The sequence below is a fragment of the Rubellimicrobium aerolatum genome (genome assembly GCF_017872975.1).
Lineage (GTDB): Bacteria > Pseudomonadota > Alphaproteobacteria > Rhodobacterales > Rhodobacteraceae > Rubellimicrobium > Rubellimicrobium aerolatum.
The window spans coordinates 36057-48361 of the sequence record NZ_JAGGJP010000015.1 but is presented as its reverse complement, the minus strand read 5'-3'; the positions used below and the strand labels follow the sequence as shown (position 1 = coordinate 48361).

The following is a 12305-nucleotide window of genomic DNA, read 5'->3' as shown; positions in this document are numbered from 1 at the left end:
ACCCGCCCAAGCGAGCCGGGACCGCGCCGCGACGAGTGATCTACACCGTTCCGCGCCGGCGTCGAGGCGGCCCGGCCCCGTCCAGGGGCGCCGGGGAAGGGCCCTGTCAGCGCAGCGTGTAACCGCCGTCGATGGTGACGACGCTGCCGGTCATGTAGCTGGAAGCGTCGGTGCACAGCAGCAGCGCCAGAGCCGCGACCTCCTCCGGGGTGCCGGGGCGGCGCATCGGCGTCATGTCGGTCCAGACCGGGGCCCATTCGGGGTTGGCGAATCCGCCCTCGGTCATCGCCGTGGTGATGTAGCCCGGCGCGATGGCGTTCACGCGGATGTTGTCCTCGGCGAGGTCCGACGCGAGGCTCTTGGACAGCATGTGCACGGCGGCCTTGGAGGCGTTGTAGGCCGACTGCTTCTGCGGGATGTTGCTGATGTGCCCCGAGATGGAGCCGATATTCAGCATCACGCCCCCGCCCTGCGCCCGCATGGGCCGGATCGCGGCGCGGCAGGCGCGGAACACCGCGTCGAAGTTGAGGCCCATCAGCCGCGCCAGCCGGTCGTCGTCGAAGTCCTCGGTCGCGCCGTGGTCGGCGACGCCGGCGTTGTTCACGAGGATGTCGAGTCGTCCGTGATCGCGGACGACGCCCGCCACCAGAGCATCCGCCGCGCCGGGCTCCAGCAGGTCCGCCGCTCGATACTCGACCTCGTGGCCGTCGGCGCGGAGGCTTTCCGTCCCGCCCGGATCGGTCCGGGCGGATATGACGACGCGCGCGCCCGCCTCGGCCAGCGCGCGGGCGATGGCGAGGCCGATGCCCCGCGTCCCGCCCGTCACCAGCGCCACCTTCCCGTCGGCGCGGAATCGGTCGATGATCATTCCTGTCCCTCCCTTGGCCGCGCCCTCTCAGGGGCGCAGCGTCACCTTGAGCGAAGCCGAGCCGTCGATCACCATCTGGATGCCCTGCTCGAACTCCTCCAGGGGCAGCTTGTGGGTGATGATCTCCTCCATAGGCAGCCGCCCCTCGGCGATCATGCGGATGGCGGTGTCGTAGGCGTGGGGGCTCAGGTGGACGCCCTTGATGTCCAGCTCCTTGGTGTCGCCGATGATGGACCAGTCGGCCGTCACCAGCTCGCGGAACACGCTGAACTCGATGAAGCGCCCACGCTTGCGGATCATGTCGAGCCCCTGCGTCACCGCCCGCGGCGCGCCTGTGGCCTCGATGTAGACGTCGCAGCCGTAGCCGCCGGTCAGCTCCTTGACCTTCGACACCGCGTCCTCGTCGCGCGGGTTGATGGTCAGGTCCGCGCCGCACTTCCGCGCCAGCTCCAGCCGGGCGGGGTGGAGGTCGAGCGCGACGATCATCTTCGGGCTCTTCATCCGCGCGGCGGCCACCATGCCGAGGCCGAGGCTCCCGCACCCGGCAATCACCACCACGTCGTTGAACCGGATCTCCGCGCGGTTGATCGTGTGGACGGCGCAGCCCAGGGGCTCCACGAAGACGCCGTGATCGGGGTCCATGCCCTCGGGCAGCCTGTAGTTCAGCGCCTTGCGCGGGAACACCATGTATTCGGCCCAGGAGCCCGGCGTCCGCTGGTGGAAGCCGTAGATGTCGTGCGGCTCGCAGAGCCAGTAGAGCCCTTCCTTGCAATACAGGCACTCCTGGCACGGGACGATCTGCTCGGAGCAGACGTAATCGCCGACCTTCAGGCCGTCGCGGCCCTCGGCCCCCTCGCCGAAGGCCACCACCTGCGCCACGAACTCGTGCCCCACGATGACCGGCGGCTCGATGTAGCGGCCCTGGCCGTCGTTGGTGCCCCAGATCTTCGGCGCGCCTTCGTAGGCCTTGCCGTCCGAGGCACAAACGCCCGCGAGATGGACGCGGACCAGCACCTCGCCAGGGCCGGGCGCCGGGACGGGCACCTCCTCCAGCCGGTAGTCGCGGGGGCCGTGGCAGACGACGGCCTTCATGGTGTCGGGAATGACCGGGGCCTCGGTCGCGGTCTGGGTCTGGATGTTCATGCGGTCACCTGCTGGAGATGCGGGACGGTGCGGCGCAGGCGCAGGCCGTCCCCAGGGTTGAAGAAGAGACATTGCGACGCGGGCACGTCGAAGGCCACGGGCGAGCCCAGGGCGGGGCGGTGCTTCTTGTCGGCGCGCAGCATCGCCCGGCCGCCGCCAACCTCGACCACGAGGAAGGTGGACTCGCCCGTGGGCTCGACCTCGAAGACGGTGCCCTGGAAGGCGCCGGTGGGCGAGAGCGTCACGTCCTCGGCCCGGAAGCCCAGGGTGACGGGGCCGCGTCCGGGCGCGCCGGGGACGGTGACGCCGGGCGCGCGGAACACGCCGTCCGCGACCTCGCCCGTCACCACGTTCATGGGCGGCGAGCCGATGAAGCCCGCGACGAAGAGGTTCGCCGGGTCGTCGTAGATCTCGTCGGGCGTGCCGATCTGCTGGATCTGCCCCTTGTTCATCAGCACGATCCGATCGGCGAGCGTCATCGCCTCGATCTGGTCGTGGGTCACGTAGATCATCGTCACGCCGATGGAGCGCTGGAGGTGCTTGATCTCGGCCCGCATCGCCACGCGCAGCTTGGCGTCGAGGTTCGACAGCGGCTCGTCGAGCAGGAACACGCGCGGGTCGCGGACCAGCGCGCGGGCCAGCGCCACCCGCTGCCGCTGCCCGCCCGACAGGTCGCGGGGCAGGCGGGACAGGTAGTCCGTCAGGTCCACCTTGCGCGCGGCGTCGAGCATCTTCTCGCGGGCCTTGGCCTTGTCCACGCCCGTCACCTTGAGCGGATAGCCGATGTTCTCGGCTACCGTCATGTGGGGGTAGAGCGCGTAGTTCTGGAACACCATCGCCACGTTGCGGCGGCGGGGGTGGACGCGGGTCACGTCCTCCCGGTCGAAGAGGAGGGTGCCGGAGGAGACCTCCTCCAGGCCCGCGACGATCCGCATGGTGGTGGACTTGCCGCAGCCCGAGGGGCCGAGCAGCACCAGGAACTCCCCGTCGGGGATGTGGAGGTCGAGGGACTTCAGCGCCTCGAAGGCCCCCCAGGTCTTGCGGACCGCTTGCAGCGTGACGGAGGACACCGGGTTATCCCTTTCTGACGATCAGCGCGCCCAGGGCGACGGAAAGGACCGTCGCCACCCAGAGCGGCAGGGCGGGTTCGAGGAAGCGCATCCACAGGAGATGGACGGCGACGAACAGCACGACCGAGATGAACACCCGGTCGAAGGCGTTGGTGCGGATAGGCAGGAAGCCCCGGCGGCCCGGCATGGTGGTCATCCCTTCACCGCCCCGAAGGTGAGGCCCGCGACGATGTGCTTCTGCACCACCGCCAGCACGAGAGCGGCGGGCAGCAGCGTCAGCATGGCGACGGCGGCCATCTGGCCCCAGTTGGTGCCCGTGACGGTCACGAACTCGGCGAGGCCCGTCGTGATCGTGCGGGCGTTCACCGAGGTCAGCGTCGAGGCGAACAGGTATTCGTTCCAGGCGAAGACCCAGGTGAGGATGCCCGTCACCGCGATCCCCGGCCCGGCGAGCGGCACGATGATCGTCCGCAGGACCTGCCAGGTGGACGCGCCATCGACATAGGCGGCCTCGTCCAGCTCGGCCGGGATGCCGTCGATGATGCCTTGCAGCAGCCAGAAGGCGAAGGGCAGGTTCAGCACGCAATAGAGCAGGATCAGCCCGATCCGCGTGTCGAAGAGCGACCAGTCCCCGACCTGGAACACCCCCGTGTAGAGGAGGTAGAGCGGCAGCAGGAAGGCCGCCGGAGGGGCCATGCGGTTGGTCAGCACCCAGAAGAAGATGTTGTCCTTGCCGCGCATCCGGTAGCGCGACATCGCGTAGGCCGCGAGGAGCCCCAGCGCGCAGACCAGCGCCGCGTTCGCCGTCGAGACGATCAGCGAGTTCAGCATGTATCTCTGGAATGCCGGGTTCGCGATGACGGTCGCGTAGTTGTCCCAGGTGATCCGGCTGATGTCCAAGAGGAAGCTCGGCCGGCCGAACAGGTCGGTGCGGCTTTTCACGGAGACGAGGAACATCCACCAGATCGGCAGCAGAGTCAGGAGCGAGAACAGCACCCAGAGCGCGAAGGTGGTCCATTTCACGCCGGGGCGGGTCATGAGGCGTTCCCCCGGCGGGCGGTCATCGCGGCATACAGCAGCCAGCAGATGACGATGGTCATGTAGAGCGTCAGCAGCGACATGGCCGAGCCATAGCCGTAGTCGGTCTTGGGAAAGACGATCTTCCAGATGTGCAGGCCGATGAAGCGGGTCTCGGCCCCCGGTCCCCCTTGCGTCAGCATCCAGACCTCATCGACGACGCGCAGGGCGTCCATGATGCGGATGAAGATGGTGGTCAGCAGCACCGGCTTCATGAAGGGCAGGATGATGTCGCGGAAGATCTGCCATTCCTGCGCGCCGTCGATGCGGGCCTGCTCCACCGGCTCCTGCGGGAGGTTCGAGAGGCCCGCCAGCATGGTCAGCGTGACGAAGGGCGTCCAGTGCCAGATGTCCATGAGGACCACGGAGGCGAAGGCCTGGTCGGGGAACATGGACAGGCGGTAGTCGAGGCCGAACCAGTCCTTGAGGTAATAGGGGATCGGGCCGAGGCCCGGCACCGTCATCAGCCGCCAGGTCGCGCCCACGGCGATGGGGGCGATCATCAGCGGCAGCGTGTGGACGGCGCGGAACAGCTTCTTGAACGGGAAGTCGCGCATCATCAGCCGCGCCAGCGCGAAGCCCAGGACGATCTGGCTCAGGACCACCCAGAAGGTGAACAGGAGCGTGAGCCAGATGGACTTCAGGAACTCGGCGTCGTGGACGAGGCGGCGGAAGTTGTTGGCGGCGGTCCAGCGCGGCTCGGGGTTCAGGGCGAACAGGTTCCAGTCGAAGAACGAGATGACGAGGACATAGAGGAACGGCAGCACGCCCGTGAGCACGAGCACGGCGATCGTCGGCGCGAGGAGCAGCCAGCCTGTGGTCGGGGAGCGCATCATGGTGGGCAACGGGTCCTTGTCCAGCGGGTGAGGGGGACCGGGGCGCGCGGGTCGCGCGCCCCGGCGTGGGGGTCAGTTCGACGTGTAGCCGAGGTTCTTGAGTTCGGCCTCGGCGGCGGCGGCCATCTGGTCGAGGGCTTCCTGCGGGGAAAGGTTGCCGATGATCGCCTCGTAGATGAAGGGCGCGGCGGCCTCGCGCACCTGGTTGTGGAACGGGTAGGGGGGCGCGCCGGCGAACAGGGCGCCGCTGTCGCGCATCAGCGTGAAGTAGCTGTCGGTTTTCGCGTCGATCTCCTGAACCTTGGGTTCGTCGTAGGTGCTGTTCAGGACGATCCGGCCCCCGGCCTCGGCCCAGTCGGCCTGAAGCTCGGGCTGGGCGATATATTGCAGGAACAGGACCGCGGCCTCCTTGTTGGCCGAGGAGTGCGGGATGCCGAAGGCGCCGCCGTCGTAGTAGCCGATGTAGCCCTCGCCCGCCTCGGCCTGCGCCATTACGCCCTCGGCGGTCGGCGGCAGGGCCACGCCGACGTTGCCGACGACCGACGACTTCTCGGCGTTGGTGGCGATCCAGGTGGCGTTCTCGCCGTAGACCAGCCCTTGCGCCGCGCGGCCGGCGGCGAAGGAGGATGCGACCTCGTCCCAGGTGGAGGCGGTCGCCTCGGGCGGGGCGTATTGCAGCAGGCCCAGCCAGAAGGTCAGCGCCTCGACGGCCTCGGGCGAGTTCATGCGGCCGCCGTTGGCGACGGAGGCGGTCCAGGTCTCCTGATTGATGCCCCAGTCATAGACGCCGTAGAGCGGCGCGATGGACTCGAAGAACTCGTAGAACGACGCCGGGTGGCCCGAGGCGGCCTGCACGGTGGTGCCATACAGCTCCTCGCCCTGCTCCTGGCCATAGGCGGTGAAGAACTCGGCGCTGTCGCGCCACTGCTGGAAGGTGGTCGCGGGGGTCAGCTCGTAGCCGTATTGCGCCTGGAAGGCGGCCTTGATCTCGGGGTTCTCGAACAGGTCCTTGCGGTAGAGGTAGACCTTGATGAAGGCCTCCATCGGCACGCCGAAGACGTCGTCGTTCTTGTTCGGGTCCTTGAACGAATCGATGAAGGTCGTGAACTCGTCCCAGTTGAAGGCCGGGTTCACCAGGGCCGGGTTGTCGGCCATGGTCTGCGTCAGGTTCACGAGGAAGTCGCGCGAGAGATACGAATAGATCGCGTCCTGCTCGATGTAGACGAAATCGTAGATGCCCGACCCGGCCTCCATGTCCTTGATGGCCTTGTCGTACATCTGGTCCCAGGAGGTCGTCTCGAACTCCACGGCGATGCCCGTCGCCTCGGTGAAGGCGGGGGCGATCACGTCGCGGACGTAGTTCGAGGGCGGCGTGCTTTCGGATACGCCCCGGATGGTCACGCCCTGGTAGGGCGCGGCGGCATCGGACCAGAAGTCGGCCAGCGCGGGCGTGGCGATGGTCAGCGCCACGAGAGACGTGGCGAGATGGCGATGGAACATGGGTTTCCTCCGTGCCGGACCTCCCCCCGAAGGGAGCCCCGGCAACGGCCCCGTCCGGACGCCCGCCGGTCCGTCTTGCGGGACCGATCCGGGATGACGCGACGCTACCGCGACCGAGATAGATGTAAAGAGATATTTACAGATGTATGACCCTTGGGCGAGATGATGCGAAGTGGGGCGGGCCGGAGGGGTCCGGTCCGGGGGGAGGGCAGGGGAATGGCGTCCGGGCCGGTGCTGGAGGAGAGCGAGGAGTTCCTCGTGCGGCTGGCCTGGATGTATTTCGTGGACGGCCTCACGCAGTCCGAGATCGCGGAGCGGCTGGGCGTCACGCGGCTGCGGGTGAACCGGGGCATCGGGCTGGCGAAGGGGCGCGGCCTCGTGCGGGTCGAGATGGCGAGCCCCTTCGCCGCCGCGCTGGACCTTCAGGCGCGGCTGGTGGAGCGCTGGGGCTTGCGCTTCGCGCGCGTGGGCCTCGCCGACCGCCGGACGGACGACGGGCATCAGGCGGTGGCGGCGGCGTTGGCCTATTTCCTGGAGGACGGGCTGGGGCGCGGGGCCTGGAGCAGCATCGGCGTGTCCTGGGGCAGCACCATCGAGAACGCGATCCGCAGCCTGCGGCCGCGCCACCTTCCGGGGCTGGAGGTCGTGTCGATGATCGGCGGCACCATGTCGGGGGTCAGCTTCAACACCTTCGGGGTGGCGGCGAACCTCGCCGCGCGGCTGGGCGCGCGGCATTCCGTGCTGGCCGCGCCCATCTACTTCGAGACGCAAGGCATGACCGAGGCCGTGCTGGCGAGCCGGCCCTTCCGCGAGCAACTGGAGAAGGCGGGGCGCGTGGACCTCGCCATCCTTGTCACCGGCGACCTGTCGCCGCGCTCCTACCTCGTGCGCGACGGGCTGCCAGTGGACGTGACGCTCGGGGAGCTGGCCGGGCACGGCGCGGTGGGCGACGTGCTGGGGCAGTTCCTCGACCGCGAGGGGCGCGTGATCGACCATCCCATCAACCGCCGCGTCGTGGGCGTGCCGGTGGAGCGCCTGCGCGCGATGCGCGAGGTCGTGCTGGCGGCGGCGGGGGCGCACAAGGTCCCCGTGATCGCCGCGCAGTTGCGCGCCGGGCTGGTGCATGGGCTCGTCACCGACGACATGACGGCGGAGTTGCTGCTGGCGGAGGGGCGCTGAGGCCCCGGCTTCGGGATCGGTCGAATCGTGGTCGGTCATGGCGTCTGCTCCTTTCTCCTCCGGGCTGGCGGGCCGCCGGGGATCGGCGGCCCGCCCGACCGGGTTCGCCCCGGTTTTCTTGCCTGTGCGAGGAGATTAGCAGCCGGGCCTTAACGGACCCCGACAGCAACGAACGCTCGGTTTAACGGGGAGTTAACGGGCGTCCGTGGCTTTTGTCGTAGGAATTTCGGGGGCTTGGCTCCCAGCCAGCGGGCGAATCGGCCGGGCGGAAGACCTCGACGCGCAACGGGTGGCAGGCGGCGGCGTCGGAGGAATGTTCCGACGAGCAGTCGCCGCCGGGGCAGGCGGAGAGCGCGCCGAGGAGGTCGATCTCGGCGAAGAGTTCGAGGAAGTCGCCGGGGCGCACGGGGGAGGCTTTCATGAAGTACTGGCCGGTCCCCTTGAGGAAGCCGGTGCACATGAAGACGTTGAGCACGTCGTGGACGTGCGGTTCGGCCTCGGGGACGGCCAAGCCGGTGCGGTCGGCGAGCGCGCGGGTGAGGTTCGAGTGGCAGCAGTGGTGATACTGGCCGCCATGGGACAGCAGCGCGTGGGTGTAGGGGTCGCAGCGGGTGCCGATCACGTCGTGGACCGAGCCGCCATCGGCGTCGAAGCCATACCAGTCGAGCGTGTCCTCGGTGATCGTCGCCATGGGACGCAGATGGGGGAGGCAGGACCAGAGGCGGTCGCCGGTGCTCAGGTGCGTGCCGTGGAGGGCGCGGGTCTTGCCGGAGAAGAACCGTTCCGTCAGGTCGTGGGCGGACCAGAGGTTGAGGTCGCCGACCTGCGGGCCGTCCACGCTGATGATGCGGACGAAGTGGCCGGCGGGGACCTCGAAGCAGCGGGCGTCGCGCGGGGGGACGAGGGTCTCGGAGACCTTGGTCCAGCCGGCGCGGGCGGCGCGGAGGGCGGCGAGGCTGGGGTCGGGGAGGTGGGCGACGGGGTAGCAGACGACGGGCGGCCTCGCGGCGCGGGTCGGGGCGTCGATGGGGATGGGGTGTTCGGGGTCGGCGGGCTTCATGGGCGGTCCTTTCGGGTGGCGGGGCCAGCCTACAGGGCCGCGCGGCGCGGTCCAGGAGTTGGGGAGGACCGGCCGAGCGTCGCGCGTGGGGGAGGCGTGGGAGGCGTATTTGGGCCAAGTTGATGGGCCTGGGGCTGGGCCTCGCGGGGGGCTCGCGGGGCCTTGACTGGACGCGGCCCGGCCCGCGCCCAAGATGGGCGGGGAACCTTTACGGAGAGCCTCATGCCCACGCGCCGCCTTGTCCTGTCCGGCCTTGCCGCTTCGCTCGCCGCGCCCGCGCTCGCACAGGCCGATCCCTGGGCGGGGGCGCTGGAGGCGGCGCGGGCGCTGCCGCAGCTTCGCTCCATCCTGATCGCGAAGGATGGGGAGGAGGTGGTGGCCGAGGCGGTGCGGGGGCCGGGGCTGGACCGGCCGGCGAACGTCAAGTCGGTGTCCAAGTCCATCGTCGCGCTGGTGCTGGGCGGGGCGGTGGACCGGGGCGTGGTGCCGGGCGTGGGGGCGACGCTGGGCGAGGTCGCGCCGCGGCTGATCCCGGACGGGGCCGATCCGCGCGTGGCGGGGATCACGCTGGAGGACCTCGTGACGCTGCGGGCGGGGCTGGAGCGGACCTCGGGCGGGAATTACGGGGAATGGGTGTCGTCGGGGAACTGGGTGGCGAACCAGTTGTCGCGGCCCTTCGTGGCGGAGCCGGGCGGGCGGATGCTCTATTCGACGGGGAGCTTCCACGTGCTGGGCGCGGCGCTGGCGGAGGCGTCGGGGGAGAGCCTGCTGGCGCTGGCGCGGGGGTGGCTGGGCGAGCCGCTGGGGATCGAGGTCGCGCCGTGGACGCGCGATCCGCAGGGGTTCTACCTGGGCGGCAACGAGATGGCGCTGTCGCCCCGCGCGATGCTGCGGGTGGGCGAGATGGTGCGGCAGAGGGGCACCTGGGACGGGACGCGGGTGCTGTCGGAGGACTGGATTGAGGCGAGCCTGCGGCCGGTGACGCGGTCGCCGTTCTCGGGGCTGGATTACGGGCGGGGGTGGTTCCTGGGGGACGCGCCGCGCGGGCGGGTGGCCATCGCGCGCGGATACGGCGGGCAGGTGATCGCGGTGGCGCCGGGGGTGGGGGTGACCTGCGTCGTCACCTCGGACCCCAACCAGCCGGCGCGGAGCGAGGGGTATTTCGGGGACCTCATGGCGCTGCTGGGGCGGGAGGTGCTGGCGCGGGCGTGAGGGGGTCTTCGGCCCGCCATGCCCTGCTGGCCGGGGCCGCGTGGCGGGCTGAAGCCCGCCCTACGGAGGTCGTGCCGTTTTAGGCCTCGATGCGGACGGGGGTGCCCTTGTAGGCGGGGGTCTTGGACAGGCCGTCGTGGAGGGAGACGGGGACGAGCGGGTTCGCCTCGGGGTAGTAAGCGGCGAGGCAGCGGTCGGGGAGGTCGTAGGCGGTGACCTTGAGGCCCGCGACCTCGCGGCGGTGGCCGTCGTCGTGGGCGCAGACGAGGCGGACCTCCTGCCCCTCGCGCAGGCCGGCGCGGGCGATCTCCTCGGGGTTCATCAGGACGATCATGCGGTCGGTCTTGAGGCCGCGCAGGCGGTCGCTGTAGCCGTAGACCGTGGTGTTGAACTGGTCGTTGGAGCGGAGGGTGACGAGGGTGTATTCGCCGCTCCCCAGCTCGCCGATCAGGGAGGTGAGGGCGGGGGGGACGGTGATCTCGGCGCGGCCGGATTCGGTCTTCCACTGGCGGTCGCGGGCCGCGTTGCCCCGGTAGAAGCCGCCGGGGGTGGTGAGGCGGGCGTTGAAGTCGCCGAACGTGTCGGGCCAGGTCTGCTCGATCAGGTCGCGGACCTTGGAATAGTCGCCCACCCAGTCGTCCCAGAGGAGGCGCGGGTTGGGGTCGAGCGTCGCCTTGGCGATGCCGGCGACGATGGCGGGCTCGGAGCGGAGCATCCCCGAGGCGGGGGTGCGGCGGCCGAGGGAGCCGTGAATGTGGCTGAGGGAGTCCTCCATCGACACCGCCTGCGGGCCGGTGGCCTGGATGTCCTCCTCGGCGCGGACGAGGCAGGGCAGGAGCCACTGGTTCTCGCAGGTCAGGAGGTGCGAGCGGTTGAGCTTGGTCGCGATCTGGACGTTGAGCGCGAGGTCGCGCCAGGCGGGCTGGACGCGGGCGGTGTCGGAGATGGCGTGGGCGAAGTTGCCGCCGAGCGAGAGGAAGGCGCGCACGGTGCCGTCGAGGAGGCCTTGCGCCACCTCGACGGTGGTGTGGCCGGTCTCCTTTGGCGGATTGAGGCCGAACATCGTCCGAAGCTGCTCGATGGGGGCCAGCTCGGGCTTCTCGGTGATGCCGACGGTGCGCTGGCCCTGCACGTTGGAGTGGCCGCGCACGGGGGAGATGCCGGTGCCGGGGCGGCCGATGTTGCCGCGCAGCAGCAGCAGGTTCACCAGCATGGCGATGCTGTGCGAGCCGTGGACGTGCTGGGTGAGGCCCATGCCGTAGACGCCGATCACCGCGCGGGCGCGGGCGTAGGCCTCGGCCACCGGGACGAGCTGGGCGCGGGTGAGGCCGCTCGCGGATTCGATCTGCGCCCAGGTGGTTTGCCTCGCGAAGGCGCGGAGGTCGTCCAAACCTTGCGTGTGCTCGCGCAGGAAGGCGTGGTCGAGGATGCCGCCGTCCTCGTCCTCCAGCTCCAGCACGCGCTTGATGAGGCCGATCAGCGCGGCGATGTCGCCGCCGGGGCGGACCTGGAGGTAGGTCTCGGAGATCTGCGTCGCCGTGCCCAGGGCCATCTGCACGGGGTTCTGGGGGTTCCTGAACTTGACCAGCCCGGCCTCGCGGATCGGGTTGAAGGTGACGATGCGGCAGCCGCGCTGGGCGGCCTGCTGGAGCGGGTGCAGGAAGCGGGGGGAGTTGGTGCCGGTGTTCTGCCCGAAGAACAGGATCATGTCGCACTGGTCGAAGTCCTCCAGCACGCAGGTGCCCACGGAGGAGCCGATCACGCGCTTGAGGCCGACGCTGGTCGTCTCGTGGCACATGTTGGAGCTGTCGGGCAGGTTGTTGTGCCCGTAGGCGCGGGCGAACAGTTGCCAGAGGTAGGAGGTCTCCAGGCTGGCGCGGCCGGAGGTGTAGAACACGGTCGATTTCGGGTCGAGCGCGCGGAGGCCCGCGCCTATGGCGGCGAAGGCCTCGTCCCAGGTGGTCTCCTCGTAGCGGTCGGTCGCGGGGTTGAAGCGGAGGGGGTGGGTCAGGCGGCCCTCGGCCTCCAGGTCGTGGTCGGTCCAGTCGAGCAGCTCCGTGACCGTGTGCTTCGCGAAGAAGTCCGGGCCGCAGCGGGCGGTGGTCAGGTCCCAGATGGTGGCCTTGGCGCCGTTCTCGCAGAACTCGAAGGGGTGGGGGTCCTTGGGCTTGGTCCAGGCGCAGGAGGTGCACATATGGCCCCCCGGCTTGTTCTGGACGCGCAGGGTGTCGAGCACGCCCGCCGAGGGCGTCTCGCCCAGAAGCACCTTGGCCATCCCCTCGACCGAGCCCCAGCCGCCCGCGCCCTCGCGGTAATACGGCGTGTCCTCGCGCTGCTCGTCCGCCCGGTCGGCCATGGCT

11 protein-coding genes are annotated in these 12305 nt (G+C 69.9%); 2 read left to right on the top strand and 9 right to left on the bottom strand.

Going from position 1 to position 12305, the window contains the following annotated elements:
• Nucleotides 1-106: 106 nt before the first annotated feature.
• The 7 genes from J2Z33_RS14510 to J2Z33_RS14480 form a co-directional block, all read right to left on the bottom strand.
• The gene (locus J2Z33_RS14510) at nucleotides 107-868 is read right to left on the bottom strand and encodes an SDR family NAD(P)-dependent oxidoreductase (protein ID WP_209842332.1); all 762 of its coding nucleotides are present in this window, start codon (nucleotides 866-868) and stop codon (nucleotides 107-109) included.
• Between the two features lie 27 nt (nucleotides 869-895).
• The gene (locus tag J2Z33_RS14505; RefSeq protein WP_209842330.1) at nucleotides 896-2011 is read right to left on the bottom strand and encodes an alcohol dehydrogenase catalytic domain-containing protein; all 1116 of its coding nucleotides are present in this window, start codon (nucleotides 2009-2011) and stop codon (nucleotides 896-898) included.
• A complete protein-coding gene (locus J2Z33_RS18760) occupies nucleotides 2008-3081 on the bottom strand; it encodes an ABC transporter ATP-binding protein (protein ID WP_209842328.1) in 1074 nt (357 codons plus the stop codon). Before J2Z33_RS18760 ends, J2Z33_RS14505 begins: the two co-directional genes overlap by 4 nt.
• A 4-nt stretch (nucleotides 3082-3085) precedes the next feature.
• Complete coding sequence (locus J2Z33_RS14495; protein WP_209842326.1) at nucleotides 3086-3268, bottom strand: DUF2160 family membrane protein; 183 nt, start codon at nucleotides 3266-3268, stop codon at nucleotides 3086-3088.
• 5 nt (nucleotides 3269-3273) lie between these two features.
• Complete coding sequence (locus J2Z33_RS14490) at nucleotides 3274-4119, bottom strand: carbohydrate ABC transporter permease (protein WP_209842323.1); 846 nt, start codon at nucleotides 4117-4119, stop codon at nucleotides 3274-3276.
• A complete protein-coding gene (locus J2Z33_RS14485) occupies nucleotides 4116-4994 on the bottom strand; it encodes a carbohydrate ABC transporter permease (RefSeq protein ID WP_245218883.1) in 879 nt (292 codons plus the stop codon). Before J2Z33_RS14485 ends, J2Z33_RS14490 begins: the two co-directional genes overlap by 4 nt.
• Before the next feature lie 72 nt (nucleotides 4995-5066).
• Nucleotides 5067-6494, bottom strand: a complete 1428-nt coding sequence (locus tag J2Z33_RS14480; protein ID WP_209842321.1) for an extracellular solute-binding protein — start codon at nucleotides 6492-6494, stop codon at nucleotides 5067-5069.
• Nucleotides 6495-6710: 216 nt separating this feature from the next.
• Here J2Z33_RS14480 and J2Z33_RS14475 point away from each other — a divergent pair, with 216 nt between their 5' ends.
• Nucleotides 6711-7673 carry a sugar-binding transcriptional regulator gene (locus tag J2Z33_RS14475; RefSeq protein ID WP_209842319.1) on the top strand — a complete coding sequence of 321 codons (963 nt, stop codon included), beginning with the start codon at nucleotides 6711-6713 and terminating at the stop codon, nucleotides 7671-7673.
• 181 nt (nucleotides 7674-7854) lie between these two features.
• Here J2Z33_RS14475 and J2Z33_RS14470 read toward each other — a convergent pair whose 3' ends face one another.
• Complete coding sequence (locus J2Z33_RS14470) at nucleotides 7855-8733, bottom strand: urea carboxylase-associated family protein (protein WP_209842318.1); 879 nt, start codon at nucleotides 8731-8733, stop codon at nucleotides 7855-7857.
• A gap of 222 nt (nucleotides 8734-8955) precedes the next feature.
• Between J2Z33_RS14470 and J2Z33_RS14465 the strand changes: the two genes are divergently transcribed.
• The gene (locus tag J2Z33_RS14465) at nucleotides 8956-9945 is read left to right on the top strand and encodes a serine hydrolase domain-containing protein (RefSeq protein ID WP_209842317.1); all 990 of its coding nucleotides are present in this window, start codon (nucleotides 8956-8958) and stop codon (nucleotides 9943-9945) included.
• 79 nt (nucleotides 9946-10024) lie between these two features.
• Here J2Z33_RS14465 and J2Z33_RS14460 read toward each other — a convergent pair whose 3' ends face one another.
• Nucleotides 10025-12301, bottom strand: a complete 2277-nt coding sequence (locus J2Z33_RS14460) for an FdhF/YdeP family oxidoreductase (protein ID WP_209842316.1) — start codon at nucleotides 12299-12301, stop codon at nucleotides 10025-10027.
• Nucleotides 12302-12305 lie beyond the last annotated feature (4 nt).

What these genes read in the sequence shown, in the direction of transcription:
- J2Z33_RS14510 (WP_209842332.1), bottom strand. Translation starts at nt 868, where the DNA reads ATGATCATCGACCGATTCCGCGCCGACGGGAAGGTGGCGCTGGTGACG.
- J2Z33_RS14505 (WP_209842330.1), bottom strand. Translation starts at nt 2,011, where the DNA reads ATGAACATCCAGACCCAGACCGCGACCGAGGCCCCGGTCATTCCCGAC.
- J2Z33_RS14495 (WP_209842326.1), bottom strand. Translation starts at nt 3,268, where the DNA reads ATGCCGGGCCGCCGGGGCTTCCTGCCTATCCGCACCAACGCCTTCGAC.
- J2Z33_RS14490 (WP_209842323.1), bottom strand. Translation starts at nt 4,119, where the DNA reads ATGACCCGCCCCGGCGTGAAATGGACCACCTTCGCGCTCTGGGTGCTG.
- J2Z33_RS14485 (WP_245218883.1), bottom strand. Translation starts at nt 4,994, where the DNA reads ATGATGCGCTCCCCGACCACAGGCTGGCTGCTCCTCGCGCCGACGATC.
- J2Z33_RS14480 (WP_209842321.1), bottom strand. Translation starts at nt 6,494, where the DNA reads ATGTTCCATCGCCATCTCGCCACGTCTCTCGTGGCGCTGACCATCGCC.
- J2Z33_RS14475 (WP_209842319.1), top strand. Translation starts at nt 6,711, where the DNA reads ATGGCGTCCGGGCCGGTGCTGGAGGAGAGCGAGGAGTTCCTCGTGCGG.
- J2Z33_RS14470 (WP_209842318.1), bottom strand. Translation starts at nt 8,733, where the DNA reads ATGAAGCCCGCCGACCCCGAACACCCCATCCCCATCGACGCCCCGACC.
- J2Z33_RS14465 (WP_209842317.1), top strand. Translation starts at nt 8,956, where the DNA reads ATGCCCACGCGCCGCCTTGTCCTGTCCGGCCTTGCCGCTTCGCTCGCC.
- J2Z33_RS14460 (WP_209842316.1), bottom strand. Translation starts at nt 12,301, where the DNA reads ATGGCCGACCGGGCGGACGAGCAGCGCGAGGACACGCCGTATTACCGC.